Genomic DNA, 26,618 nt, shown 5'->3' with positions numbered 1-26,618 from the left:
CGGATGGCTTGCCATGGCCAGCGCGGCTCGTCCGATGGCCGAGTTCATCATTGTTCACCATGTGCCGCCGACCACGCTAGACGCGCCCGTGGTCGTTGGCCCGGGGCGATTCCTGGGCTGGGCGCAGCGATCGTGCCTGCGGAAAATCGACGCTATTTCGGACTCGGGGGTGAGCCTTTCCGGCGGCATCGCGAGGCGCCGGTGCTGGGAGGTGTTCGATGAGGATATCGATGCCTCGGCGCTCGAGTGCCGTCCTTCCACCTCGGGGATGCGTTGGAGTCATGCTTCTTGGGAGGGGCGGGTTTTTCATATTGATGCCCATTTTTGTTGTGCCATCGAGAATGGCGATGGCGAGGTCTTTGACGGAAGGGGGTTGTGGATGGGTTGTAACGCCTGGTCTGGCTGCGAATATTGGTGAGGGGTAAGGGATCTTTTTTCGATGTGTTGGTCTTGTGGTGTTCGATGAATTTTGTTGTGTTGTGGCGGTGATTGTTGTCTGTCGTTGATGAGTTGGTTTTTGTGTTATTTTTGTTGTTTGGTATGTGATTTTTTCCTGGTTTTGTTTTTTAAAGATGATGTTATTTCGTTATTTGTTTGAGGTTATCGAGGGGGTTTTTGAAGGTTGTTGCGGTTGTTGATTGGCGTTTTTTGGTGCGCTGTGCCGAGAGAGGGTGCTTGGCGTCCGTGGTGCGGATGAGAGGGTGGCGCGCGATTGGATGGCGGATCTGGACAGTGTTGCCAGGGTTGGAGAATGATCTCGGTCGTGCGCCTTCCTAGACTCGAAACGTCCAAGAACCCACAAGAAGGAGCGGCGATATGCGCAACCATGGACTCGAAGGCAAGGTCGTGCTGATCGGCGGCGGCGCCAAGAACCTGGGAGGACTGCTGTCGCGTGACCTGACGCGACACGGTGCCGCGGCGGTGGCCATCCACTACAACAGCGAGACGACCCGGGACGCGGCGGAGCAGACCCTCTCCGAGGTCAAGGCCCTGGGGGGCGATGGCGCCCTGTTTCAGGGTGACCTGACTCAGCCCGGTAACGTCACCTGGCTGTTCGACGAGACGGTATCGCGATTCGGCAAGCTGGATATCGCCATCAACACCGTGGGCATGGTGCTCAAGAAGCCGATGCTGGAGATCGGCGAGGCCGAGTACGACACCATGTTCGACATCAATGCCAAGTGCGCCTTCTTCTTCATCAAGGAGGCCGGACGGGTGCTGGAGGACCACGGCAAGATCGTGACGGTGGTGACGTCCCTGCTGGGGGCCTTCACGCCGTTCTATTCCACCTACGCCGGGGGCAAGGCACCGGTGGAGCACTTCACCCGCGCCGCGTCCAAGGAATTCGGCGCCCGCGGCATCTCGGTCAACGCGGTGGGCCCCGGCCCCATGGATACGCCCTTCTTCTATGGCCAGGAAGCCGACGAGGCGGTCGCCTTCCACAAGGGCGCTGCGGCCCTGTCCGACTTTAGCAAGACGGGACTGACCGATATCGAGGACATCGTTCCGCTGATTCGCCATCTGGTCACCGATGGCTGGTGGACGACCGGTCAGACGCTGCTGGCCAATGGGGGCTATACCACCAAGTGAGTCCGTTCCGGCCGGGTCCTGTACCCGGCCGGCTCGGGGCCTCGGCGGTCGTTACCTCTCTCTGCCGCCAGCGACTAGTATGCAAACAGTGAGTCTGTCTCCAGGGAGGGAGTGATGCGTACCCTGTTGATCCTGCTGATCGGTGTCCTGGTGGTCTGGTTGCTCGCCCGTCATGTCCCGCGAGGGCGTCGGCGCCTGGCGGCGGTGCTGTTCTCGTTGGTCTGGCTGCTGGCCTGCGCCTGGAATCTCGTCGTCGGGCTTTCCCATGGCTATGCCCTCGGCGAGGAGCTGGCGATCCATGCCGTGCTGTTCGCCTTGCCCGTCGGGCTGGCGTGGTGGCGCCTGGGGCGACGCACGCCGGGCCCGCCTTGAGCGCAGTCACCGGCCGGCGCTTGCGTCCCTTCCCTCATCCACTCTCGGGAGTCGGCATGACACCGGAACGTCCTCATCCCCTGATGCGCGTTCGCGACGGTCACGAGGCCTCGGTCGGTTACGTCGAGCTGCTGTTCGACCTGATCTACGTGTTCGCCATCATCCAGGTCTCGCACTTCCTGCTCGACCATCTGAGCCTGCTCGGCGCCTTGCAGGCCCTGCTGATGTGGTTCGCGGTCTGGCTGGGCTGGCAGTACAGCGCCTGGATGACCAACTGGTTCGACCCGGACACCACCCCCATTCGGCTGGTGCTGTTCGGCACCATGGCCCTGGCGCTGATGATGGCGGCGGCACTGCCGCAGGCGTTCGAGTCCCGAGGGCTGGTGTTTGCCGGCTGTTTCGCCGCCATGCAGGTGGGGCGGGCGGTCTTCCTGCGCCTGAGCCTTGGCGGCCATCCGCTGAAGGACAACTACAGCCGGATTCTGGGCTGGGCCTGCATCGCGGCGGTGCTGTGGCTCGCCGGTGGGCTGGCCGAGGGCGGCCTGCGGCTGGGGCTCTGGGCCCTGGCGGTGCTGTGCGAGTACGTCTCGCCGATGTTCGGTTTTCCCTTGCCCGGCCTCGGCCGCTCGCGCAGCGATCGCGACTGGGACATCGAAGGGGGGCATCTGATCGAGCGCTGCGCCCTGTTCATGATCATCGCCCTGGGCGAGACCATCCTGATCACCGGCGCCACCCTGGCCCATGCCGACCCCTGGGGGAGCGCAATCCTGCTGGCCTTCGGCGTGGCCTTTCTGGAGACGGTGGCCATGTGGTGGGTGTATTTCCACCTGACCATCCGTGATGCCGCCCGCGTCATCACCGAGGCCAAGGATCCCGGGCGCATCGGGGCCTACTTCCACTATATCCACGTGGTCATCCTGGGCAGCGTGATCCTCTGCGCCGTGGGCAGCGAGCTGGTGATCGCCCATCCCACCGGGCATCTCGAGCCCCGGGCGTTGGCGGTGCTGCTGGCGGGGCCCATGCTGTTCCTGGCCGGCATGGCCGTGTACAAGTTCGTCGTCTACGGTCGGCTGCCGCTGTCCCACCTGGCGGGAATCGGTCTGTTGCCGCTGCTGATGTGGCCGCTCGCCGCCTGGCACAGCGCCCTGCTGCTCCAGGCAGTGAGCGCCGCCTTGCTGATGGCGGTCGGGGGCTGGGAGATGGTCTCCCGGCGCGGCGTGGTGCGTATCTGACGGGAGGTTCCCGACGCAGGGTGGTCATGGACAGGATCGATCAGTTGCAAGGTTTCATCCAGGTGGCGGAGATGGGCAGCTTCACGCGGGCGGCCGCGGCCTTGAAGTGGCCCAGGACGACCCTGTCGCTGGCGGTACAGCGCCTGGAGGACGCGGTAGGAGCGCGCCTGCTGCACCGCACGACGCGCCGGGTGCAGCTGACGTCCGACGGGCAGCTGCTGCTCTTCCACGCCCGCACCCTCGTCGCGGATGCCGAGCGCCTGGAGCACCTGTTCCGGGAACATCGCGAGAGCGTCTCCGGACGCCTGACCATCGACATGCCGAGCCGCGTGGCCCGGCGGCTGGTGGCCCCGGCGCTCCACGAGCTGCTGCATCGCCACCCCAGCCTGGAGGTCAGGCTGGGGGCATCGGACCGTTATGTGGACCCCGTCGCGGAGGGGCTGGACTGCCAGGTGCGCTTCGGCTCGATCGGCGACTGCAGCCTGGTGGCGCGACGCCTGGGGCGAGTCGCCATGGTGAGCTGCGCGTCCCCGGACTACCTGGCCGCGCATGGATGGCCGTTGGATCCGGCCTCGCTCGTCGCCGGGCATGCGATGGTCGGCTACCTCGATCCCAGGAGCGGGCGCGAACAGGGTTTCGAACTGGTCGAGGCGGGGCAGTCGCGGGAGCTCGGCCTGACGAGCCGCGTGGTGGTCAACAACGCCGACGCCTATATCGCCTGCTGCGTGGCCGGCCACGGGCTGATCCAGGTGCCGCGTTTCGACGTCGACGACCTGCTGCGCAGCGGCGTGCTCTGCGAGGTGCTGCCCGACTGCTGTCCCGCCGGGCTGGAGGTATCGGTGCTGTACCCCCACCGGCGGCATCGCGCCTCGCGCATCGATGCCTTCATTCACTGGTTTACCGACCTGATGGCGCCACACCTCGGGGGATGAGGGAGCTGTCCCCGGGGCTAGCGACGCCATCGGCGTTGCGCCGCTCACAGGAGCAAGAGCTTCAATGGCATCCAGATGCCCATCGCCAGCATGATCAGGTTCTCGGACAGCGACACGAGGCCCAGGGGGACCTTGCTGTTGCCGCCTACGCAGGCACACTTCAGCTCGCGCTTGTCGATATAGACGGCCTTGACGACCGAGAGGGTGCCGACCGCGCCGATGAAGAGGGCCAAGGGGGCGGCAAGCCATATCCACAGCCCCGCCAGCATCAGGACGCCGGCCAGGGTTTCCGCGAAGGGGTAGACGTAGCCGTAGCGGACATGGCGCTGGGCGAGCAGGTCGTAGTTGAGGAACATGGTGCTGAAGCTCTCGATGTCCTGCAGCTTCTGTAGCCCCAGCAGGGTCATGGCGGTGGCGATGGCGTATTCCGGCATGCGCCAGGCAAGCAGCGTGCCATGGGCCGCCCAGCTCACCGCCAGGCCGATCGCCAGGGCGGTCGCGAAGATCGCGATGACCGGCTGGTAGGTCGTGTCCTGCTCCCCGGGCACGCGCAGGCCCAGATATTTGCGTACCTCTTCGTAGCCGCCCACGCGCTGCTCATCGATATATACCTGGGGGGTGGTATCGACGCCGGCCGATTGCTTGAAGTCCTCGATGGCATCGCGGGATTCGAGGGTGTGATCGTCGACCCGGAATCCCTGACGCTTGAGAAGGGCCACGGTCTTCAGGCCGAACGGGCAGAGATGTTCGGCCGTCTTCATGCGATACACGCGTGCCGTCCTGGGCCGAGACGACGGGGTTGAAGAGAGGGTATCCATAGGCGTTCACCTCCTGACGATAGCAAGAACGCCGGGCGTCGCGGAGCCAGGGATGTCGGCTTTCCCATCGGCGGCGAAGTCCGCCCAGCGGCTTACAGCCTAGAACCTATGGGCCACCCAAGGGCCAGGCTCGTGTCGTCCGGCAGGCTCGGGCGAGGGCATGCCTCGCCCTCGGCACTCAGCGCTCCGCCGAGGCCGCCCACAGATTCACCCCGCCGTCCACCGCGTAGCGGTCGATCTCGGTCAGCTCCGCGTCGCTGAAGTCGGCCCGGTCCAGGGCCCCCACGCAGTCGGTGACCTGCTGGGGCCGACTGGCGCCGATCAGCGCCGATGTCACCCGGCCGCTGCGCAGTACCCAGGCGATGGCCATCTGGGCGAGGGTCTGGCCGCGGCGCTCGGCGATGGCGTTCAGGGCGCGCACGCGTTCAAGGTTCTCCGCCGACAGGTGGGCATCCTTGAGGCTGCCGCCCTGGGCCGCCCGGCTGTCGTCGGGCACCTCCGTCAGATACTTGTCGGTGAGCAGGCCCTGGGCCAGCGGCGAGAACACGATCGAGCCGGTACCCAGCTCGTCGAGGGTATCGAGCAGGCCGTCGTCCTCGATCCAGCGATTGACCAGCGAGTAGCTCGGCTGGTGGATCAGGCAGGGCGTGCCTAGCGAGCGCAGGATCTCCGCCGCCTCGCGGGTGCGCTGGGCGTTGTAGGAGGAGATGCCGGCGTACAGCGCCTTGCCCTGGCGCACCGCCTGGTCCAGCGCGCCCATGGTTTCCTCCAGGGGCGTGTCGGGATCGAAGCGGTGAGAATAGAAGATATCCACGTAGTCGACGCCCAGTCGCTCGAGGCTGCGGTCCAGGCTGGAGAGCAGGTACTTGCGGCTGCCCCATTCGCCGTAGGGGCCGGGATGCATCCAGTAGCCGGCCTTGGTCGAGATCACCAGCTCGTCGCGCAGCCCGGCGAAGTCGCTTTTCAGGATGCGGCCGAACAGGGCCTCGGCGCTACCCGGGGGTGGGCCGTAATTGTTGGCCAGGTCGAAGTGGGTGATGCCATGATCGAAGGCGGTGCGGCAGATCGCCCGAGCGTTGTCGGCGCTGGCATTGTCGCCGAAGTTCTGCCAGAGCCCGAGGGAGATGGCGGGCAGCTTCAGGCCGCTGCGCCCGCAGCGGCGGTAGGGCATTCGCTCGTAGCGGTCTTCCGAGGGCGTGTAGCGCATGGGTCCATCCTGTGCCGTGGGCGGGGCATCGGCCCCGCCGGGTGATCGTCTGCCACACCATTATGCGCATCGGCATGGGGCGAGAAAACTCGACGACTCGGGCGCCCCCTGCGAATCGGCGCAGCGCCAAGAACAAGGCCGACGCCGCGGCGCCGGCCCTCTCGGACATGGCCGTCAGGCGGCCGGGGCGTCAATGGGTGTGGCGTCGCTCGTCGGGCGGTCGTCGGCTGAAGCGCACCGGCGGCTGGTACTTCTCGTCCCGCGAGGCTCGCTCCGGCGCCGGGCGCACATGCCAGCCCCGGTCGGTGGCCCAGGCCTTCAGTTCGCGGTAGTCGAGCAGGGGATGGGCCCGGGTGTAGGGGTTGGGGGATGAGGAGGGAAAGGCGTGGGCCACATGCGGGTAGTGGGCCAGGGCGACCTCGTCGTCATGGGCGGCCAGTGCACGGTCCAGGGCCGATTGCCAGGCCTGGACATCGCGCTGGGCCGGGCGTTGCGGGTTGGCTTGAAGCATCGGTTGGTCCTCCATGGTGTCGCCTGGAGACAGGCGTTGTCCGGGGGCGTGGTGGCGCCCGGCGGCATGAAAATCGCCCCGCTCGGCCGAGCCGAGCGGGGCGTCATCATCGGGTAGACATCGGGCCGTCGATGGCTCGACGTCCGGCCGAGGGAGGCCAGGCCGTGCGTTCGACATCCGGGTGCCGAACGGGGTGGTGCGCTAGGGCGTAGTGCATCATGGCCGTGTCTCCGCTCGGGGGAACCGCGATCAATCCCAGCTCAGGGCGCCGCCGACCTGGTATTCGGTGACGCGGGTCTCGAAGAAGTTCTTCTCCTTGCGCAGGTCGATGATCTCGCTCATCCACGGGAAGGGATTCTCGGCACCCGGGAACTGCTCCTTCAAGCCGATCTGCGCCAGGCGACGGTTGCAGATGAAGTGCAGGTACTCCTCCATGATCGCCGCGTTCATGCCCAGCACGCCGCGGGGCATGGTGTCGCGGGCGTAGGCGATCTCGAGCTCGGTGCCCTCGAGGATCATCTGGGTGACCTCGTCCTGGAACTCGGCGGTCCACAGGTGCGGGTTCTCGATCTTGATCTGGTTGATCATGTCGACGCCGAAGTTCAGGTGCATCGACTCGTCGCGCAGGATGTACTGGAACTGCTCGGCGACGCCGGTCATCTTGTTGCGCCGGCCCATGGACAGGATCTGGCTGAAGCCGCAGTAGAAGAAGATGCCCTCGGTCACGCAGTAGAAGGCGATCAGGTTACGCAGCAGTTCCTGGTCGGTCTCCGGGGTGCCGGTGTGGAAGTCCGGGCGCGCCAGCGACTGGGTGTGCTTGAGGCTCCAGGCGGACTTGGCCGAGACGGAGGGCACCTCGCGGTACATGTTGAAGACCTCGCCTTCGTCCATGCCCAGCGACTCCACGCAGTACTGGTAGGCGTGGGTGTGGATCGCCTCCTCGAAGGCCTGGCGCAGCAGGTACTGGCGGCACTCGGGGTTGGTGATCAGGCGGTAGACCGCCAGCACCAGGTTGTTGGCGACCAGCGAGTCGGCGGTGGAGAAGTAGCCCAGGCTGCGCTCGACGATGCGACGCTCGTCCTCGGTGAGGCCGTCCGCGCTCTTCCACAGCGCGATGTCGGCGTTCATGTTCACTTCCTGGGGCATCCAGTGGTTGGCGCTGCCGTCCAGGTACTTCTGCCAGGCCCACTCGTACTTGAAGGGCACCAGCTGGTTGAGGTCGGCGCGGGCGTTGATCATGCGCTTCTGCTCGACATCGATGCGCGCCGCGCCCATCTCCAGCTCTTCGAGGCCGGCGGCCACGTCGAGCTCCTCCAGGGACTGCTTGGCGCGGGCCAGGCGGTCCTGGTCGGCGACCCGGTAGGCGCCGGCGCCGTCGCGCACCTCCTCGGCGGGGGGCTCGGCCCTGGGGGCGGGCTGCGGCGCCGGCTGAGGCGCCTCGGCGGTGGCGGTGTCGTTCTCAACCGCGTCTTCGTGGAACTCGTCCCAATCGATCATGTTCTTCCTCGTTCCTCGGAGGTGGAAGGGGCAAGAGGGAAGCGCCCTGCGGGCGGAAGAGGGGCCGTGGGCCTTCCTTCTTCACCGGCGCGCCGCGCCGTCTTCCCTCTTCCTTCTTGGTCGTTACTGGCAGGCCTCGCAGCCGAGCTCGTCGATCTCGCCCGCCGAGGGCGCTCGGGAGCCGCTGCCGCTCTTGCCCTGCAGGAAGTCGTCGATGCCCTTGGGCGCGTCCTTGGCTTCCGGCGCGGGAGCCGGCGTGGGGGCCGGGGCGGCGCCGGGCGAGGCGTTGCTGACCGCGTTGAGGTTGCCGCGATCCACGGTGGACTTCTCCACCGAGGTGGCGCCCAGGGCGCGCAGGTAGTAGGTGGTCTTGAGGCCGCGGAACCAGGCCATGCGATAGGTCACGTCCAGCTTCTTGCCGGAGACACCCTGGATGTAGAGGTTCAGCGACTGGGCCTGGTCGATCCACTTCTGGCGGCGGGCGGCGGCCTCGACCAGCCACTTGGGCTCGACCTCGAAGGCGGTGGCGTAGGTGGCCTTGAGGTCGTCCGGCACGCGGTCGATGGGCTGCACGGAGCCGTCGTAGTACTTGAGGTCGTTGATCATCACCTCGTCCCACAGCCCGCGCGCTTTCAGGTCGTTGACCATGTAGGCGTTGACCACGGTGAACTCGCCCGACAGGTTCGATTTGACGAACAGGTTCTGGTAGGTCGGCTCGATCGACTGCGAGACGCCGCAGATGTTGGAGATGGTCGCGGTCGGGGCGATGGCCATGACGTTGGAGTTGCGCATGCCCTGGCTGGCGATCTTGTCGCGGATGCGGTCCCAGTCCTGGGTCGCCGAGGTGTCGACCTCGATGTACTTCTCGCCGCGCTCGGCCTTCAGCTTCTCGATGGAGTCGATGGGCAGGATGCCCTGGTCCCACAGCGAGCCCTCGAAGCTCTGGTAGCGACCGCGCTCGGCGGCCAGGTCGCTGGAGGCCTCGATGGCATGGTAGCTGACCAGCTCCATGGAAGTGTCGGCGAAGCTCACCGCCGCCTCGGAGGCGTAGGCGATGTCCTGGGCGTAGAGGGCGTCCTGGAAGCCCATGATGCCCAGCCCCACCGGACGGTGCTTGAAGTTGGAGCGCTCCGCCTGGGGCACCGCGTAGTAGTTGATGTCGATGACGTTATCGAGCATCCGCACCGCGGTGCGCACGGTCTTCTTCAGCTTGTCGCCGTCGAAGGCGCCGTCCACCACGTGCTGGGCCAGGTTGATGGAGCCCAGGTTGCACACCGCGATCTCCTCGGGAGAGGTGTTCAGGGTGATCTCGGTGCACAGGTTGGAGCTGTGGACCACGCCGGCGTGCTGCTGGGGGCTGCGCAGGTTGCACGGATCCTTGAAGGTGATCCAGGGATGGCCGGTTTCGAACAGCATCGACAGCATCTTGCGCCACAGGTCCTTGGCGCGGACGCGCTTGAACAGCTTGAGCTGACCGCTGCGGGTCATCTCCTCGTATTCCTGGTAGCGCTTCTCGAAGGCGGCGCCGTACAGGTCGTGGAGGTCCGGGCAGGTGGCCGGCGAGAACAGGGTCCATTCCTGGTCGTCGAAGACCCGCTTCATGAACAGGTCCGGCACCCAGTTGGCGGTGTTCATGTCGTGGGTTCGGCGACGATCGTCACCGGTGTTCTTGCGCAGCTCGAGGAACTCCTCGATGTCGAGGTGCCAGCTCTCCAGGTAGGCACAGACGGCGCCCTTGCGCTTGCCGCCCTGGTTGACCGCCACCGCGGTGTCGTTGACCACCTTGAGGAACGGCACCACGCCCTGGGACTTGCCGTTGGTGCCCTTGATGTAGGAGCCCAGCGCGCGCACCGGGGTCCAGTCGTTGCCGAGGCCCCCGGCCCACTTGGAGAGCAGGGCGTTGTCGCGGATGGCGCTGTAGATGCTGTCCAGGTCGTCCGGCACGGTGGTCAGGTAGCAGCTGGAGAGCTGGCTTCTGACGGTGCCCGCGTTGAACAGGGTCGGGGTGGAGGCCATGTAGTCGAAGCTGGAGAGCAGCTCGTAGAACTCGATGGCCCGCGCCTCGCGGTCGTCCTCGTTGAGGGACAGGCCCATGGCGACGCGCATGAACATCACCTGGGGCAGCTCGTAGCGCACCTCGTCGCGGTGAATGAAGTAGCGGTCGTAGAGGGTCTGCAGGCCCAGGTAGGTGAACTGGGCGTCGCGGGTGTGGTCCAGGGCATCGCCCAGGCGCTCGAGGTCGAACTCGGCGAGCCGCGGGTCGAGCTGCTCGAACTCGATGCCCTTCTCGATGTAGGCCTGGAAGGCCGGCTTGTAGAGCTCGGCCATCTCCTGGTAGGTGGCCTCCTCGGCGATGCCCAGGAACGACAGCGCCTCGCGGCGCAGGTTGTCCTGCAGCAGCCGGGCGGTGACGTAGGTGTAGTTGGGGTCCTTCTCGACCAGGGTGCGGGCGGTCATCATCAGCGCCTGGGAGACGCCGTCGACGGTCACGCCGTCGTAGAGGTTCTTCAGGGAATCCTCGACGATCTTGCCCGGCTCGACGTTGGGCAGGTTCTCGCAGGCGTCGAAGACCAGGGTCTCGACCCGGCCCAGGTCGAGCGGGCGAGTGCTGCCGTCCGGCGCGGTGACGTTGAGCGTCGGGTGGGGCTTCTCGATGTCGCCGCCGGCTTCGGCGCGGGCGCGGGCGTGCTCCTCGCGGTAGAGCACGTAGGCGCGGGCGACCTTCTGTTCCCCTGCGCGCATCAGGGCCAGTTCGACCTGGTCCTGAATGTCCTCGATGTGGACGGTGCCGCCGTCGGGCATGCGGCGCAGGAAGGCCTGGGCGATGCCGTCCGAGGCGCGCTGCACGAAGTCGCGGACCCGCGAGGAGGTGGCGGCGTTGTCGCCCTCCACGGCGATGAAGGCCTTGCTCAGGGCCACGGCGATCTTGCCGGCGTCGAAGGGCGCGACATCGCCGGTGCGCTTGATGACACGCAGGGTCTGCGGTGCGGTAACGGAGACGGACGGACGGTCCGGGGCAGCGGTGGTATCCATGGCGCCGGGGTTCCCTACCTGGTCGGTTGAAGAAGGCCGCCGAGGGCGACGGTTGACAGCTTTCGGCAAGCTTGCTAGCGCCACATGATGTGGTGCTTTTGCCGATGTCGAGCACAAGATAGTGTGCTTTTTGCCGCCCATCAAGTGGATAACTTGTGGATGGGCTGTGGCCTTTCGGGGGGCGGTTCGACGCCTTGCCGCCAGCCCGCGTGGTTGGGCCGCCGAGGCGAATTCGTGGCGTCGACCGTCGAGCGAAGGAAGGCGATGTCGGGTATTCTTGAGCTATCGGTGGTCGGTCGCGCGCCGACGGCGACACTCTACCCGAACGCCCGTTGAGGAAGATACCGCAGAAATGGACGACAGCCTGGACCCCCACGAGCAGGACCATGTGCTGATCATCGAGGATGATGAGCGCCTGGCCGAACTGACCCGCGACTACCTCGAGGCCAACGGCTACCGGGTGACCCTCGAGCCCGACGGCGCCAACGGCGTCGAGCGGATCCTCAGCCTGCAGCCCGACCTGGTGATCCTGGACCTGATGCTGCCCGGCGAGGACGGCCTGTCGATCTGCCGCCGGGTGCGCTCGGAGTACCCCGGGCCGATCCTGATGCTCACCGCCCGTACCGACGACATGGACCAGGTGCTGGGCCTGGAGATGGGCGCCGACGACTACGTGGCCAAGCCGGTCCAGCCGCGGGTGCTGCTGGCGCGCATGCGCGCCCTGCTGCGCCGCCGCGAGGCGGAGCCGGCCGGCGAAGAGGCGCGGCTGGCGTTCGGCCACCTCGAGGTCGACAACGCCACCCGGGAGGCCTTCCTGTCCGGTGAGCGCATCGACCTGACCAGCGCGGAATTCGACCTGCTGTGGCTGCTGGCCAGCAACGCCGGGCGGGTGTTGACCCGCGAGGAGATCTTTTCCCAGCTGCGCGGCATCAAGTACGACGGCCAGGACCGCTCCATCGACGTGCGCGTCTCGCGTATCCGGCCCAAGATCGGTGACGATCCGAACCAGCCGCAGCGGATCAAGACCGTGCGCAGCAAGGGCTACCTGTTCGTCAAGGACGGCTGATGGCGACGTCCCGCCTGCTGCCCCGGGCCCTGGCCGACAGCACCTTCCTGCGGGTCTACGTGCTGCTGGCCCTGGCCCTGGTGATGAGCTTCGCCCTGGCGCTGCTGGCCATCACCGTGGTCGACAAGGTGCGTCGCCAGCACTACCAGGAGCAGCTCGCCGAGGCGCCGATGACGCTGTTCACCGCCCAGCTCGAGACGCTGCCCGCCGAGCGTCGGGGGGACTGGCTGCGCGAGCAGAGCGCGCGGCTGGACATCCAGCTGTCGCTGCACGACATGACGGAGTATCCGCTGGGCTACTTCGACCGGGCCCGGCTCGAGGGCGGCCAGACGCTGGTGCGCCAGACGGAGGCCATGGGCTGGCTGCTGCATCGGCGGCTGGCCGATGAGTCGCGGCTGCTGCGGGTGGAGCTGGCCTCGCTGGGGGAGAATCAGCTGATGGGGCTGGCCCGCCAGCTGGGCCAGTGGCTGATGGCGGTGCCGCCCGGCCAGCGGGTGGGCCGGCTCGACCGGCTGCGCAGCGGGGTGATCAAGCTGCAGCTCACCGACACCCCGCCGGAGGGGCTCGATCCGGCGCGGCTGGCGACCCTGGGCGACACCGAGGTGGTGGTGCGCCTGCTGCCCCAGCGCTGGGCGATGTCGCTGTACCTGCGGCTGTCGAGCGCCGAGGGCGACATGCAGTGGGTCGAGGTCGGCCCGCTGTACGCCTTCGAGCCGCTGCCGGCCTCGCTGTTGCTGCTGTTGCTGCTGTTGCTGCTGGCCATGCTGGCGGTGATCATCTACCTGATCGTGCGCGGCGTGGAGGCGCGCATGGCCAAGCTCGAGCTCGCCGCCACGCGTATCGCCGCCGGGCGGCTGGACACCCGGGTGAAGGTCGAAGGCAACGACTTCCTGAGCCGGCTGGGCATGGCGCTGAACGGCATGGCGGCCCAGGTGCAGTCGCTGCTGCGCGGCCAGCAGGACATGATCCGGGCGGTGTCCCACGAGCTGCGCACCCCGGTGGCGCGCATCCGCTTCGCGGTGCAGATGGTCGAGGACATGACCGACGATCCGGGGGTGCGCCGCCATCTGCAGGGCATCGACGCCGACATCACCGAGCTGGACGACCTGGTCGATGAGATCCTCACCTACGCGCGCCTGGGCAGCGAATCGGCCAACGGCGTGACCTTCGAGACCTCGCTGGTGGAATGCCGGGCCATGACCGAGCGGGTCATCGAGGCGCTGCATCCCCTGCACGCCCACCTCAGCCTCAGCCTGGCGCCCGGCGCCGAGGTGGAGGCCGCCGCCGAGACGCGCTACCTGCAGCGGGCGCTGCAGAACCTGGTGGCCAACGCCTGCCGCCATGCCCGCTCGCGGGTGGTGGTGCGCATCCATGGCGAGCCGCGGCTGGTGCGCATCGACGTCGAGGACGACGGCCCCGGGGTGCCGACGACCAAGCGCAGCGAGATCTTCAAGCCCTTCGCGCGGCTCGACGACAGCCGCGCCCGGCGATCCGGCGGCTATGGCCTGGGGTTGTCGATCGTGCAGAAGGTCATGGCCTGGCACGGCGGTAGCGTGATGGTCGACGCCAGCCCCTCGCTCGGCGGCGCCCGCTTCACGTTGCTGCTGCCCCAGCGCGCCATGGCTCGGGAGGGCTGAGCCGCCCGCTCAGGCCGGCTTGATGCCCTCCAGCACCGAGAACGAGGTCTCCCGGGCGGTGCGCAGGAAATCCTCCATCCAGGGCGAGTCCCGGGTCTCCTCGCGCAGCGCCGCGAACAGCGTGCTCCACACTCCCTGCTCGCCCAGCGGCACGGCCTTCACGTAGTCGCGTTCCAGGTATTCGGTCAGCGCCCAGTTGGGCAGCGCGCAGACCCCGCGGCCGCTGGCCACCAGCTGCATCATCATGATGGTCAGCTCGGCGGTGCGTACCTCCCGAGGCTTGCAGCCGGCCGGGTCGAGGAACTGGGTGAAGACGTCCAGCCGGGTGTGTTCCACCGGATAGGTGATCAGCGTCTCCTCGGCCAGCTCGTCCGGGGCCACGAAGTGCTGGCCGGCCAGGCGGTGCTGGCGGGCCACGGCCAGCAGCCCCTCGTAGCGAAACAGCGGCTCGTAGTGGATGCCGGGCAGCGGCTGGGGGTCGGCGGTGATCACCAGGTCGAGCTGCTCGCGGGCCAGGGCGGGCAGGGGATCGAAGTGGTGACCGCCGGGGATGTCGATCTCCACCTCCGGCCAGTGGTCGCGGAAGTGGTCGACGGTGGGCATCAGCCACTGGAAGCAGCTGTGGCACTCGATGGCCATGTGCAGCCGGCCCTGCTCGTTGCCGGCCAGCCGCGCCAGGTCGCGCTCGGCCATGCGCACCTGGGGTAATACCTGCTCGGCCAGTGTCAGCAGGCGCAGGCCGGCGCGGGTGAACTCCACCGGCCGGGTCTTGCGCAGGAACAGCGGGCTGCCCAGCCGTTCCTCCAGGTCCTTGATCTGGTGGGAGAGGGCGGATTGGGTGAGATGCACCCGTTCGGCGGCTTCGACCAGAGAGCCGGCGTCGCGCAGGGCGATGAGGGTGCGGAGGTGGCGGAGTTCCAGCATGATCCTGAGCTTTGTTCATGATAAAGATTAGTAAGTTTAGTTTGATTCAGTCATGGTGGCCAGCCAGACTCCGTAGCATCATTCATGTTTGCGGATGTTTTTCATGACAATTACTCATGTTCTGGGCTACCCACGCATCGGTGCGGACCGCGAGCTCAAGAAGGCCAGCGAGGCCTACTGGAAGGGGGACATCGACCGCCAGACCCTGGAGGCCGAGGGGCGCGAGCTGCGCCGCCGCCATTGGGCGGACCAGCGCGAGGCCGGGCTGGACCTGGTCACGGTCGGCGACTTCGCCTTCTACGATCAGGTGCTCAACGTCTCCACCCTGCTCGGGGCGGTGCCGGCGCGCTTCGCGGCCGAGGACGAGGTGGCCCGCGGCGAGGTCGGGCTCGACACCGCCTTCCGCATGGCCCGGGGCCGTGCGCCCAGCGGCGAGCCCGCGGCGGCCTGCGAGATGACCAAGTACTTCGATACCAACTACCACTACCTGGTCCCCGAGCTGCATCCGGGGCAGCGCTTCCGGCTGGCCAGCACCCGGCTGTTCGACGAGGTCGAGGAGGCCCGGGCCCTGGGGCACGACGTCAAGGTGGCGCTGACCGGCCCGCTGACCTGGCTGTGGCTGGGCAAGGGCCGCGGCGAGCAGGCCGAGGCCTTCGATCGCCTGAGCCTGCTCGACGGGGTGCTGGACGTCTATGGCCGGGTGCTGGCCCGGCTCGCCGAGCAGGGCGTCGAGTGGGTGCAGCTCGACGAGCCGGCGCTGGTGCAGGACCTGCCGGCGGACTGGAAACAGGCCTTCGAGCGCGCCTATCACCGCCTGCAGGCGGCGCCGGTGAAGCTGCTGCTGGCGACCTACTTCGGCGGCCTGGGCGACAACCTGTCGCTGGCGGTGAGCCTGCCGGTGGCCGGCCTGCACCTGGATGCGGTGCGCGCCCCGGGCCAGGTCGAGGCCGTGGTCGACCGCTTGCTGCCCCACAAGGTGCTGTCGCTGGGCGTGATCGACGGGCGCAACGTCTGGCGCGCTGACCTGGCCGCGCTGCGCGGTCAACTGGCGCCGCTGGCGGCTCGCCTGGGCGGTCGGCTATGGCTGGCGCCGAGCTGCTCGCTGCTGCACGTGCCGGTGGACCTCGCGGCCGAGCGAAAGCTCGATGACGAGCTCAAGGGCTGGCTGGCCTTTGCCCGCCAGAAGCTCGATGAGACGGTGCTGCTGGGTCGTGCCCTGGGGGGCCGGTTGAGCGCCGACGACGAGGCGCGCCTGGCCGAGGCCGGCGTGGCATTGGCCGCCCGTCGCGGCTCGCCGCGCATCCATCGCCCGGCGGTGGCCGAGCGACTGGCCGCAGTGAGCGCCGCCGACAGCGAGCGGGCGAGTCCCTACGCCGAGCGTGCCGTCGCCCAGCGTCGCCACCTGGCCCTGCCGCTGTTCCCGACCACCACCATCGGCTCCTTCCCGCAGACCGCCGAGATCCGCGCCGCGCGTCGCGCCCACAAGGCCGGCGAGCTCGCCAGCGCCGACTACCAGGCGCGCATGGAGGCCGAGATCGAGGGCGCGGTGCGTCGCCAGGAGGCCCAGGGGCTCGACATGCTGGTGCACGGCGAGGCCGAGCGCAACGACATGGTCGAGTACTTCGGCGAGCGGCTCGACGGCTTCGCCTTCACCCGCTTCGGCTGGGTGCAGAGCTACGGCTCGCGGTGCGTCAAGCCGCCGATCCTGTTCGGCGACGTGGCCCGCCCGGCGCCGATGACCGTGGGCTGGAGCCGCTACGCCCAGTCGCTGACCGACAAGCCGATGAAGGGCATGCTCACCGGGCCGGTGACCATCCTGCAGTGGTCCTTCGTGCGCGACGATCAGCCGCGCGCCACCACCTGTCGCCAGATCGCCCTGGCGCTGCGCGACGAGGTGGCCGACCTGGAGGCCGCCGGCATCCGGGCCATCCAGATCGACGAGCCGGCGCTGCGCGAGGGGCTGCCGCTGCGCCGGGCCGAATGGCAGGGCTATCTGGACTGGGCGGTGGACTGCTTCCGGCTGAGCGCCGCGGTGGCCCGCGACGCCACCCAGATCCACACCCACATGTGCTATTCGGAGTTCAACGACATCATCGCCTCCATCGCCGCCCTGGACGCCGATGTCATCACCATCGAGACCTCGCGATCCGACATGGAGCTGCTCGACGCCTTCCGCGACTTCGCCTATCCCAACGAGATCGGCCCGGGTGTCTACGACATCCACTCGCCCAACATCCCCGAGGTGGACTGGATGGTGGCGTTGATGGACAAGGCCGCCGAACGCATCCCGGTCGAGCGGCTGTGGGTCAACCCGGACTGCGGCCTGAAGACCCGCGGCTGGGCCGAGGTGGAGCCGGCGCTGGCCAATATGGTCGAGGCCGCACGGGTGCTGCGTGAGCGTCACGGCTGAGCTCTATCCAGGGAACCAGCAGGCATGCCGAGGGGCGCCGGGGACAGGTCGAAGAGGAGGTTCTACGCCATGGATGGCGTCGGTAGCGTCCAGGGATGGATTCACAGCGCCTCCTCGCAGACCTGTCGACGGATCAGCCCCGAGCGGATAATCGGCCGTGGCAGTCCTGATGCCTGGCCGCCGCGCGGAGCCAAGCCGCCCGGCGGCTGGTATCCTGGCGGGAAAAGGAGTTCATCGCACAAGGAGTCATTGCCATGCCCCGTCCTTCCTCCTCCCGGATCGTCCTGCCGCTGCTGATGGCGCTGGGGCTGTCCGGCTGCGTCACTTACGTGAACTCACCGGCCCCCGACGCCGCGCCCGACCCGGCGGCGGCCGATGCCGATGGCGGGGCGGCGACCGATAGCGGGGCGGCCGGTGCCTCGCCCAAGGCCCCGCTGCTGCCCTCGACGCTGTTCCCCGGCGAGGCCGACGAACTGGTCGGCTGGCGCTGCACCCCGGCCCAGGACCTGGTCACCGCCGCCGCCGAGGACGAGCTGCGGCTGTGGTCCGCCCATGGCGCCAATCGCCTGTCGTCCGCCGTGGTGGCCAGCGGCAGGCGCTACCAGAACGGCGGGCTGAGCGTCTGGCTCAAGGGCGACGAGGCGCTGGTCGAGAGCCAGCGCGGGCGCCTGGACTGCGAGCGCAACATCGCCATGGAGCCCCTGACACGGGAGGAGCGCCCGGGCGTGATGTTCCACGGCCGAGGCAACGAACCGGGCTGGCACGTCGAGCTGGCCAACGATGTGCCGACGCTCGACCTGACGCTCGACTACGGCAATCGCGAGCTGACGCTGCCCTATCGGGTGACCACCCTCGACAACGGCGCCGGGCGAGTGATCCTGGCCAGCGGCCAGGCGGCGCGTCCCTTCACGCTGCGCATCGAGGCCAAGGCCTGCTTCGACGACATGAGCGGCCAGCCCTGGCCGGCAAGGGTGACGCTGTCGCTCAACGGCGAGACCTATCGAGGCTGTGGGCAGGGCATCGCGCCCTAGGGAAACCCCGGCCCGGCGCTCGAGACACAAGGCTGGCCGCGGGCGGTGCCGGTGCGCCCGTCCGGGGTTGGCCCCTCGCCTCTCGTCGCTCGCGACATGAATCAGGGCTCTATTACTCCGCTTTTGTTCGATTTAATCGAAAGATAGCTGCGGTTTTTCCCGCTTATCGTGGTCAAAAACGAATATATAATGGCGATCATTCCTCAGCGCATGATGCTTCAAGGAGATCGCCATGACCCGCGTCCTCGTCCTGACCTCTTCCATCCTCGGCGGCAACTCCCAGCAGTTGGCCGATCACTTCAGTGGCCTGGCCGCCGAGCGTGATGGCGTCGAGACCACCCACCGCGACCTGGTAGCCGACGAGCTGCCTCACCTGGCCCTGCCGGAGCTTGCCAGCTGGCAGGTGGCGGCGGACGAGCGCAGCGACGAACAGCGCGAGCTGGCGGCCCGCTCCGACGCGCTGATCGAGGAGCTTCAGGCGCACGATGTCGTGGTGTTGGGCGTGCCGCTCTACAACCTCGGCATTCCCTCCCAGCTGAAGGCCTGGTTCGACCGGGTGATGCGCGCCGGGGTGACTTTCCGCTACACCGAGAACGGTCCCCAGGGCCTGCTGGAAGGCAAGCGCGCGGTGATCCTGGCCGCCCGCGGCGGCCAGTACGCCGGCACCGAGCTCGACAGCCAGACCCCGCACCTCAAAGGCATGCTGGGCCTGATGGGCATCGTCGAGGTGGACACGGTGTTCGCCGAAGGACTGGCCATGGGCGAGGCCCAGCGCGACGACGCCATGGCCGAGGCTCGCCAGGCCATCGACGGGCTGGTCGAGCGACTCTGAGTCGGACAGCCGGCAGGCATCAGTGACGAGCGGGGCGGCCTTCGGGCCGCCCCGCTGGCGTCCGGGCGATGCTCAGCAGGGCGGCGTCGCCGCCGGCCACCAGCTGGGGTCGACAAACCGGCCGAGGCACAGCCGCGGTTCCGGCGACAGCAGGCGCGCGCCCAGCCGCCGGATGGCCTCGCCGTCGTCGCGGCGCGGCGCCTCGAGCTGGCGGGTGGGCGCCAGCGGCTGCCAGGTCTCGGCGCCGCGCTCGGCGAGGGCGTAGCGGAAGGGGTGGAAGCCGGGGAAACCCAGCCGCAGGTCGGTGGCCACCAGGGTGGCCGGTGTCGTGCGTTCGTCGATCTCGTAGCGCAGGAAGGGGCCCGCGAACCAGTCCAGGCGCTGGCCGGCGCGGCCGGCCAGGGCGAGGGGCTCCCACTCGCCGCCGCGGGAGAAGGTCTCGATCCGGGGGCGATGGTCGCCGTCGAACACGCCCACCAGGAGCTCGTGGTAGCGGTCGTCGTCCGCCACGGTGGCGCGCCACAGCAGGACGTTGAAGGGCGTGGGCTGTACCAGCCGCGGCGCCCCGGCGAGGCCGCGCTCGGCCAGCACCGGCTCGAGGCGGGACTCGATCAGCGTCTTGGCGCCCAGCGACAGCACCAGGTAGGCGCACGACAGCGCCAGCCCCAAGCGGGTCGCGCCGACCCGGCCGCCGATCAGCGCCATCAGCACGCCCGCCAGCAGCGGCAGTGAGTAGAGCGGGTCGATGATAAACACCAGCGGCCAGGCGGTGGGGCGCACGTCCAGCGGCCACCACAGCTGAGTGCCGTAGGTGGTCAGGGCATCCAGCAGCGGATGGGTGAGCAGGCACAGCCCGAAGAAGGCCGCCCAGCGGCGCAGGCCGATGTCTCGCGCCGGGGCGAGGCGCGCCGCCAGCAACGCCAGGGCCGCGGCGAGCCCGGCCAGCACGAACAGCGAGTGGCTGAAGCCGCGATGGCGGGTGACGTTGGCCACCGCATCGCCGTAGTCGATGATCACGTCCAGGTCGGGCAGGGTGCCCAGGACGGCCCCGAGCAGCACCGCCTTGCGGCCCAGCCGGCGGCCCAGCACGGTGCCGCCGATCGCCGCGCCCAGCGCGGCCTGTGTCAGCGAGTCCATGGTCGCGTGCGTCCTCGAAGTGTGGCGGTCAGGTCCCGGAGGCGTCGTCCGGACGCGCCCAGGCGGGGCCGGCGGCCAGCACGCGCGCCTGGACCGGGCAGTCGTCGCGGTGGGCGCCGGGCAGGTAGCCGGTGCTCATCAGGAATTCGCCGACGATCTCCGGCCCGGTGAAGCGGAAGGTGCGCTTGAACAGCTTGACCCAGTCACCGTGGGGGCGTGGGTGGTGGGCCTCCAGCCAGGCCCGGAAGCTGCCGTGCTCGGCCTGGAGCCCGCGGACCACGCCGGCGTTGTGAATCACGGCGTCGACCTTGAGGCGATTGCGAATGATGCCGGCATCCCCCAGCAGCCGGGCCCGCTCGGCCTCGCCGTAGGCGGCCACGCGGTCGATGTCGAAGTCCTCGAAGGCCGTGCGGAAGGCGTCGCGTTTCTTGAGCACCGTCAGCCACGACAGCCCGGCCTGGTTGATCTCCAGCACCAGGCGTTCGAAGAGCACGTGGTCGCCTTCCACCGGGAAGCCGTATTCGTGATCGTGATAGGGGCCGTGAAACGGATGGGCCGGGGCCAGGTCACAGTAGTGGCTCATGAGTCCTGCTCGCGTCGGGTTTGGCGGGGTCGCGTGATCCTGTCAGCATGCCCCGGTTCGTCCGCCCTGTGAACAAGGAGAATTCCATGCAATACCTGCACACCATGGTCCGGGTCAGTGACCTGGAGGCCTCGTTGCACTTCTACTGTGACCTGCTCGGCCTCGAGGAAGTGCGCCGCAAGGACAGCGAGAAGGGCCGCTTCACCCTGGTGTTTCTCGCCGCGCCCGCCGACGAGGCGCGCTCCACGGAGCTCCAGGCGCCGGAACTCGAACTGACCTGGAACTGGGACCCCGAGACCTACACCGGCGGGCGCAACTTCGGCCATCTGGCCTACCGCGTGGCCGATATCTATGCGCTCTGTGAGCGCCTTGAGGCCGGCGGAGTGACCATCAATCGCCCGCCCCGCGACGGCCACATGGCCTTCGTCAGGAGCCCCGACGGCATCTCCGTCGAGTTGCTGCAGGAGGGCGAGCCCCAGGCGCCGAAGGAGCCCTGGGCGTCCATGGAGAATACCGGCACCTGGTGAGGAAGGGCGGATTGACTGCTGCGCTCGATATCCTGGCCGTCGGCGGTGCTCGCCATCCTCATGTAGCAGGCTACACTCCGGTGGCTGCGCGCCGGCGACGGCCAGCCTCTCTTCGCTCGCGACGTAAATCTACCCTTCCTCGCTGGACCTGTAACGGAGAGTCAGAAAAACGCCGCCGGCGGGGAAACCCGCCGGCGGCGTCGTCATGGGCAGGCCGGGGATCAGTCGGGGCGCGCCGCCATGCGCCCGCTGCCGAGGAAGATCAGCGCCAGGGCGCCGAGGAAGAACAGCCCCTGCAGCTCGAGCTGCCAGCCGCCGTTGTCGTTGAGCATGAGCAGCTCGCCGGTATGCACCAGCAGCACGGCCACCAGCATGTTGCCGGCCATCAGCAGTCCGGCGATGCGGGTCTGCCAGCCGACGATGGCCATGATCGGGGCGAGCACTTCGCCGATCAGTACCCCGTAGGCCAGCACGGCGGGCAGGCCGTAGCCCTCCAGCATGCCGCCGATCCACTCGATGGAGCCGGGGTTGAGCAGCTTGGACACGCCGTGGAAGAGCAGCAGGCCGCCCACCGCGAGGCGCAGGATCAGCTTGCCGAGGGCGTCGTTGTGCAAGGCGTTGAGCATGGGACTTCTCCGTGTCGATGGGATGCTTCAAGGATTGTCCGAAAGGCCGGCCTGGGGCAAGCTTGGGCGCGATACCGCCACTACCCGTTCAAGGACGATTCCATGATCGCGAAGATTCGCCATGCCCTGCCGCTGATGATGCTCGTGCTGCTGGCCGGCTGCGCCTCCGGTCCCGCGCCGGTGAGCCCGCCTGGCGAGGGCGAGGCCCTCTCCGGCCCGGTGGTCGGGCCGCGCTGGAACCTGCTGCTGGTGGGCACCAGCGACCGCCTCGACCTGCCGACCACCCCGCACTTCGAGATCTCGCCGGACGGTCGGGTCAGCGGCCATGACGGCTGCAACCGCTTCACCGGCAGCGTCGAGCTGGGGCCGGACAATCGCATCGCGTTCGGCCAGTTGGCCTCCACCCGGATGGCCTGCCCCCACATGGACGAGGCCGGCCAGGTGACCGCCATGCTCGATACCGCCTACCGCTACCTGATCGACCACGACCGCCTGGTGTTCTTCGGCCCCGACCAACGGGTGTTGGGCGGCTTCCGCCAGGCTAACTGAGCCCCTTGCCCTGACATGCGAACGGCCCGCCTAGGCGGGCCGTCGTTTCTGCGTAGCGTGAGGGGGTCGCAGGGCTGAGATCTTGTCGCGCTGGTCCACCAGCACCCTGTGGGCGGCCTGGCCAGGTGAACGGCGCGAGACGTGTCGCGCCGTTCTGCGAGCGCCGGAGTTAGAGTGCTGAGATCTTGTCGCGCTGCTCCACCAGCACGCGGCGAGTGGCCTGGAAATCGTCCAGCTTGTCGCGCTCCTTCTGCACCACCGCCTCGGGGGCCTTGGCCACGAAGCTGTCGTTGCCGAGCTTCTTCTCGATGCCGCCGATCAGCTTGTCCTGCTTGTCGATCTCCTTGGCCAGGCGCGCGAGCTCCGCGTCCTTGTCGATCAGCCCGGCCATGGGCACCAGCACCTCCATCTCGCCGACCAGCTGGGTGGCGGAGAGCGGCGCCCGCTCCGGGTCGTCGAGCCAGGTGGCGCTCTCGAGCTTGGCCAGCTTGGCGAGAAACGGCCGGTTGGCCTCCAGGCGCGCGCTGTCGCCCGCGGTCCCCTTGGTCAACAGCACCTCCAGCGGCTTGCCCGGGGCGATGTTCATCTCGGCGCGGACGTTGCGCACCGCCACGATCACCCCCTTGAGCCACTCGATGTCGCGGGTGGCGTCCTCGTCGATCAGCGCCTCGTCGGCCACCGGCCAGGGCTGGGTCATCACGGACGCGCTGGCACCCTCGGAGACGACGCCGGCCAGCGGCGCCACGCGCTGCCAGATCTCCTCGGAGATGAACGGCATCATCGGGTGGGCCAGGCGCAGCACGGCCTCGAGCACGCGCACCAGGGTGCGGCGGGTGCCGCGCTTGGCGGCCTCGGAGGCGGCGTCGTCCCACAGCACCGGCTTGGAGAGCTCCAGGTACCAGTCGCAGTACTCGTTCCAGACGAAGTCGTAGAGCGCCTGGGAGGCGTGATCGAAGCGGAACTCCTCCATCGCCCGGGTGACCTGGGCCTCGGTCTTCTGCAGCTGGGAGACGATCCAGCGGTCGGCCAGCGACAGCTCGACCTCGCCCCCGGCCGCGCCGCAGTCCTGGCCCTCGGCGTTCATCAGCACGTAGCGCGAGGCGTTCCACAGCTTGTTGCAGAAGTTGCGATAGCCGTCGAGGCGGCCCATGTCGAACTTGATGTCGCGGCCGGTGGTGGCCTGGGACAGGAAGGTGTAGCGCAGGGCGTCGGTGCCGTGGGGCTCGATGCCGTCCGGGAATTCGCCGCGGGTGGCCTTGGCGATGGCCTTGGCCTTCTGCGGCTGCATCATGTTGCCGGTGCGCTTCTCGACCAGGGCGTCCAGCTCGATGCCGTCGATCAGGTCGATCGGGTCGAGCACGTTGCCCTTGGACTTGGACATCTTCTGGCCCTGGCCGTCGCGCACCAGGCCGTGCACGTAGACCTGCTTGAAGGGCACCTCGCCGGTGAACTTCAGTGTCATCATGATCATCCGGGCGACCCAGAAGAAGATGATGTCGAAGCCGGTGACCAGCACGCTGGACGGGTGGAAGGTCGAGAGCTCCGGCGTCTGCTCGGGCCAGCCCAGGGTGCCGAAGGTCCACAGCCCGGAGCTGAACCAGGTGTCGAGCACGTCGTCGTCCTGGGTCAGTTCGAGCTCGTCGGCCAGGCCGTGCTTGGCGCGGGCCTCCTCGGCGGTGCGCGCCACATAGACGTTGCCCTCGGCGTCGTACCAGGCGGGAATGCGGTGGCCCCACCACAGCTGGCGCGAGATGCACCAGTCCTGGAGGTCGCGCATCCAGGCGAAGTACATGTTCTCGTAGTTCTTCGGCACGAACTCGATGTCGCCGTTCTCCACCGCGGCGATGGCCGGCTTGGCCAGCTCCTCGACGGCCACGAACCACTGGTCGGTGAGCAGCGGCTCGATGACGTCGCCGGAGCGGTCGCCGTAGGGCAGGGTGTTGTTGACGGTCTCGACCTGCTCGAGCAGGCCGGCGGCGTCCATGTCGGCGACGATGCGCTCGCGGGCCTCGAAGCGGCCGAGGCCGGCGTAGGCGGCGGGCAGCGAGGTGTCGATGTCGGGCAGCGGGCGGCCCTGGAGGTCGAAGGCCTCGGCGGCCTCGAGCACGGCGGCGTCCTTGGTGAAGACGTTGATCAGCGGCAGGTCGCAGCGCTTGCCGACCTCGTAGTCGTTGAAGTCGTGGGCCGGGGTGATCTTCACGCAGCCGGAGCCCTTGTCCATGTCGGCGTGCTCGTCGGCCACCACCGGGATGCGGCGGCCGACCAGCGGCAGTTCGACGAACTTGCCGACCAGCGAGGCGTAGCGCGGATCTTCCGGGTTGACCGCCACGGCGCTGTCGCCGAGCAGGGTCTCGGGGCGGGTGGTGGCGACGACCAGGTAGCCGAGGCCCGCGTCGGTGGTCACGCCGTCGGCCAGCGGGTAGCGGAAGTGCCAGAACTGGCCCTGCTGATCCTTGTTCTCGACCTCGAGGTCGGAGATCGCGGTGTGCAGGGTCGGGTCCCAGTTGACCAGCCGCTTGCCGCGGTAGATCAGGTCCTCTTCATAGAGGCGCACGAAGACTTCCTGCACGGCCTTGTAGAAGCCGTCGTCCATGGTGAAGCGCTCGCGGGACCAGTCGACGCTGGCGCCCATGCGGCGCAGCTGGCGGGTGATGTGGCCGCCGGACTCGTGCTTCCACTCCCAGATCTTGTCGGTGAAGGCCTCGCGGCCCAGGTCGTGGCGGCTCTTGCCTTCCTCGGCCGCGACCTTGCGCTCCACTAGCATCTGGGTGGCGATGCCGGCGTGATCGGTGCCCACCTGCCACAGGGTGTTGCGACCCTGCATGCGCCGCCAGCGCGTCAGGGTGTCCATGATGGTGTCCTGGAAGGCATGGCCCATGTGCAGGCTGCCGGTGACGTTGGGCGGCGGGATCATGATGGAGAACGGCTCGCCCTCGCCTGCGGGGGCGAAGCGGTTGTCGGCTTCCCAGCGCTCGTACCAGCGGGATTCGATCTGCTCGGGTTGGTAGGTCTTGTCCATGGAGTCTTCCGGGTCGAAGGAGGTGGCGGCCACGCGGCACGGCGGGCCCGTCAGGCCGGCGGTGCGGGACGCGAAAAATGGGCTCGATTATAGCCCGAGGGGCCGGGCGGCGTCATGGGTCGGGAGAAGGCGCCACGCGCTGTTATTGGCGAGGAGGAGAGTCGGGGCTGATCCGGTGACAGGTCTCCGAGGGGGCGCTGTGAACCCCTCCCTGGGCGCTACCGACGCCATCCCTGGCGTAGGGCCCCCTCTGCGACCTGTCCCCGGCGCCCCTCGCGACCCTGCCGAGTGCCGTCAGCCCCCGGCGCGCAGATGGTGCGGCGTGACCGGGTAGCCGCGCTTCTTGTAGGTCTGCCAGCAGCGTCGCTTGGCGGTCAGCACCGCCTGGTGCTGGTTGATGATCTCGGCGACCCGCTCGAAGCGCGAGAACCACTCGGGAATCTCCGGGTGCAGGTTGAGCATCGCCTGCACGCCGGCGTCGCCGGGCGGCGGCTCCTGCCAGCCGATGGTCACCGGCACGCTGTCGGCCTGCTCGCTGCCGAGCAGCGCATGGGGCAGATAGGCGTCGGGCCGGAAGGTCCACAGGGTGTCGTCCAGTTCCCGGGCCATGGCCTCGTCCTCGGCGTGCAGATGCAGCCGATAGCCCTTGCGGGCGATGGTCTCGGCCAGCCGGCAGGCGAACGCCAGCCGGGCTTCCAGGGTGGTCTCGGGGAGGATGTAGAAATCGATGCGGGTCATGAGACTCCGTCTAAAACGGACTGCGCTCGGCCATACGGCGTTAAAAATCGGCTCAAGCTGCTCATTTAACAACCCGTAAACTCCGCTCTCTCGCCGATTCTTGCCTTGTCTGGCCTTCGCTCGTCGGCGTTTTATCTCGGAGTCTTGGGAGCTATGGAGCCGCCTGGACGGCGATGCGGGCACCGGCGGCAAGGCGTCGCGAGGCGCTATGAATCCCTCCATGGACGCTACATCCGCCATCCATGGCGGATAACCCTCGCTTTGCCTTGCCCCTGGCGCCCTCAAGTCTGTCGTCAGATTAACCTGGCTGTGGGAAGCGCTGATTTATGTTGCGAGCACCGCCGGCG

The 26,618-nt window shown here is 68.2% G+C and carries 23 protein-coding genes; 12 read left to right on the top strand and 11 right to left on the bottom strand.

The annotated features are described in order from the left end of the window. The first annotated feature begins 13 nt into the window (after nucleotides 1–13). From ACXAFN_RS05440 to ACXAFN_RS05420, 5 genes are all read left to right on the top strand, one after another. Entirely contained in the window at nucleotides 14–418 is a 405-nt protein-coding gene (locus ACXAFN_RS05440) for a hypothetical protein (protein WP_474986866.1), read from the top strand. A gap of 398 nt (nucleotides 419–816) precedes the next feature. Next, on the top strand, nucleotides 817–1,590 hold the full coding sequence (locus ACXAFN_RS05435; RefSeq protein ID WP_474986864.1) for an SDR family oxidoreductase: 774 nt from the start codon (nucleotides 817–819) through the stop codon (nucleotides 1,588–1,590). 114 nt (nucleotides 1,591–1,704) lie between these two features. Beyond that, a complete protein-coding gene (locus ACXAFN_RS05430) occupies nucleotides 1,705–1,962 on the top strand; it encodes a hypothetical protein (protein WP_474986862.1) in 258 nt (85 codons plus the stop codon). Between the two features lie 56 nt (nucleotides 1,963–2,018). After that, the gene (locus ACXAFN_RS05425) at nucleotides 2,019–3,194 is read left to right on the top strand and encodes a low temperature requirement protein A (protein WP_474986860.1); all 1,176 of its coding nucleotides are present in this window, start codon (nucleotides 2,019–2,021) and stop codon (nucleotides 3,192–3,194) included. Between the two features lie 26 nt (nucleotides 3,195–3,220). Further along, on the top strand, nucleotides 3,221–4,126 hold the full coding sequence (locus tag ACXAFN_RS05420; protein WP_474986858.1) for a LysR family transcriptional regulator: 906 nt from the start codon (nucleotides 3,221–3,223) through the stop codon (nucleotides 4,124–4,126). Between the two features lie 44 nt (nucleotides 4,127–4,170). Here the strand turns inward: ACXAFN_RS05420 and ACXAFN_RS05415 are convergent, their stop codons facing one another. The 5 genes from ACXAFN_RS05415 to ACXAFN_RS05395 all read right to left on the bottom strand — a co-directional run bounded on the left by ACXAFN_RS05415 (nucleotide 4,171) and on the right by ACXAFN_RS05395 (nucleotide 11,192). Next, nucleotides 4,171–4,887 (bottom strand): glutaredoxin family protein, encoded by a 717-nt coding sequence (locus ACXAFN_RS05415; protein WP_474987470.1) that lies wholly within the window; start codon nucleotides 4,885–4,887, stop codon nucleotides 4,171–4,173. 235 nt (nucleotides 4,888–5,122) lie between these two features. Then, nucleotides 5,123–6,151 (bottom strand): L-glyceraldehyde 3-phosphate reductase, encoded by a 1,029-nt coding sequence (gene mgrA, locus ACXAFN_RS05410; RefSeq protein ID WP_474986856.1) that lies wholly within the window; start codon nucleotides 6,149–6,151, stop codon nucleotides 5,123–5,125. A 190-nt stretch (nucleotides 6,152–6,341) separates the two neighbouring features. Next, entirely contained in the window at nucleotides 6,342–6,662 is a 321-nt protein-coding gene (locus ACXAFN_RS05405; protein ID WP_474986854.1) for a hypothetical protein, read from the bottom strand. 249 nt (nucleotides 6,663–6,911) lie between these two features. Next, nucleotides 6,912–8,159, bottom strand: a complete 1,248-nt coding sequence (locus tag ACXAFN_RS05400) for a ribonucleotide-diphosphate reductase subunit beta (RefSeq protein WP_474986852.1) — start codon at nucleotides 8,157–8,159, stop codon at nucleotides 6,912–6,914. Nucleotides 8,160–8,282: 123 nt separating this feature from the next. Continuing rightward, nucleotides 8,283–11,192 (bottom strand): ribonucleoside-diphosphate reductase subunit alpha, encoded by a 2,910-nt coding sequence (locus tag ACXAFN_RS05395; protein ID WP_474986850.1) that lies wholly within the window; start codon nucleotides 11,190–11,192, stop codon nucleotides 8,283–8,285. Between the two features lie 352 nt (nucleotides 11,193–11,544). On the opposite strand from ACXAFN_RS05395, the gene ACXAFN_RS05390 reads away from it, so the two are divergent. Then, nucleotides 11,545–12,258, top strand: coding sequence for a winged helix-turn-helix domain-containing protein (locus tag ACXAFN_RS05390; RefSeq protein ID WP_474986849.1), 714 nt, complete (start codon nucleotides 11,545–11,547; stop codon nucleotides 12,256–12,258). Then, the gene (locus ACXAFN_RS05385; RefSeq protein ID WP_474986847.1) at nucleotides 12,258–13,895 is read left to right on the top strand and encodes an ATP-binding protein; all 1,638 of its coding nucleotides are present in this window, start codon (nucleotides 12,258–12,260) and stop codon (nucleotides 13,893–13,895) included. Before ACXAFN_RS05390 ends, ACXAFN_RS05385 begins: the two co-directional genes overlap by 1 nt. Nucleotides 13,896–13,904: 9 nt before the next feature. Here ACXAFN_RS05385 and ACXAFN_RS05380 read toward each other — a convergent pair whose 3' ends face one another. Beyond that, nucleotides 13,905–14,819, bottom strand: coding sequence for a LysR family transcriptional regulator (locus tag ACXAFN_RS05380; RefSeq protein WP_474986845.1), 915 nt, complete (start codon nucleotides 14,817–14,819; stop codon nucleotides 13,905–13,907). A gap of 103 nt (nucleotides 14,820–14,922) precedes the next feature. Between ACXAFN_RS05380 and metE the strand changes: the two genes are divergently transcribed. The 3 genes from metE (at nucleotide 14,923) to ACXAFN_RS05365 (ending at nucleotide 19,092) form a co-directional block, all read left to right on the top strand. Continuing rightward, entirely contained in the window at nucleotides 14,923–17,229 is a 2,307-nt protein-coding gene (gene metE, locus ACXAFN_RS05375) for a 5-methyltetrahydropteroyltriglutamate--homocysteine S-methyltransferase (RefSeq protein ID WP_474986843.1), read from the top strand. A gap of 254 nt (nucleotides 17,230–17,483) precedes the next feature. Next, nucleotides 17,484–18,260 (top strand): COG3650 family protein, encoded by a 777-nt coding sequence (locus ACXAFN_RS05370; RefSeq protein WP_474986842.1) that lies wholly within the window; start codon nucleotides 17,484–17,486, stop codon nucleotides 18,258–18,260. A 232-nt stretch (nucleotides 18,261–18,492) separates the two neighbouring features. Next, complete coding sequence (locus ACXAFN_RS05365) at nucleotides 18,493–19,092, top strand: FMN-dependent NADH-azoreductase (protein WP_474986840.1); 600 nt, start codon at nucleotides 18,493–18,495, stop codon at nucleotides 19,090–19,092. A 72-nt stretch (nucleotides 19,093–19,164) separates the two neighbouring features. Here ACXAFN_RS05365 and ACXAFN_RS05360 read toward each other — a convergent pair whose 3' ends face one another. Continuing rightward, nucleotides 19,165–20,229: a metal-dependent hydrolase gene (locus ACXAFN_RS05360; protein ID WP_474986838.1), complete on the bottom strand. Its 1,065-nt coding sequence runs from the start codon at nucleotides 20,227–20,229 to the stop codon at nucleotides 19,165–19,167. A gap of 28 nt (nucleotides 20,230–20,257) precedes the next feature. Continuing rightward, on the bottom strand, nucleotides 20,258–20,812 hold the full coding sequence (locus tag ACXAFN_RS05355) for a DNA-3-methyladenine glycosylase I (RefSeq protein ID WP_474986837.1): 555 nt from the start codon (nucleotides 20,810–20,812) through the stop codon (nucleotides 20,258–20,260). Nucleotides 20,813–20,898: 86 nt separating this feature from the next. On the opposite strand from ACXAFN_RS05355, the gene ACXAFN_RS05350 reads away from it, so the two are divergent. Next, nucleotides 20,899–21,339, top strand: coding sequence for a VOC family protein (locus ACXAFN_RS05350; RefSeq protein ID WP_474986835.1), 441 nt, complete (start codon nucleotides 20,899–20,901; stop codon nucleotides 21,337–21,339). Nucleotides 21,340–21,560: 221 nt separating this feature from the next. Here the strand turns inward: ACXAFN_RS05350 and ACXAFN_RS05345 are convergent, their stop codons facing one another. Then, a complete protein-coding gene (locus ACXAFN_RS05345; RefSeq protein WP_474986833.1) occupies nucleotides 21,561–21,965 on the bottom strand; it encodes a DoxX family protein in 405 nt (134 codons plus the stop codon). Nucleotides 21,966–22,067: 102 nt separating this feature from the next. On the opposite strand from ACXAFN_RS05345, the gene ACXAFN_RS05340 reads away from it, so the two are divergent. Further along, nucleotides 22,068–22,514, top strand: a complete 447-nt coding sequence (locus ACXAFN_RS05340) for an META domain-containing protein (RefSeq protein WP_474986832.1) — start codon at nucleotides 22,068–22,070, stop codon at nucleotides 22,512–22,514. Between the two features lie 169 nt (nucleotides 22,515–22,683). On the opposite strand, the gene ACXAFN_RS05335 is transcribed toward ACXAFN_RS05340, so the two are convergent. Both ACXAFN_RS05335 and ACXAFN_RS05330 read right to left on the bottom strand, forming a co-directional pair. Continuing rightward, nucleotides 22,684–25,533: a valine--tRNA ligase gene (locus ACXAFN_RS05335; protein WP_474986831.1), complete on the bottom strand. Its 2,850-nt coding sequence runs from the start codon at nucleotides 25,531–25,533 to the stop codon at nucleotides 22,684–22,686. A gap of 294 nt (nucleotides 25,534–25,827) precedes the next feature. Then, entirely contained in the window at nucleotides 25,828–26,271 is a 444-nt protein-coding gene (locus ACXAFN_RS05330; RefSeq protein ID WP_474986830.1) for a DNA polymerase III subunit chi, read from the bottom strand. Between the last annotated feature and the right edge of the window lie 347 nt (nucleotides 26,272–26,618).

It is taken from the genome of Halomonas sp. ABH4_019 (genome assembly GCF_056159885.1).
This window is presented reverse-complemented; position numbering and strand designations above follow the sequence as displayed.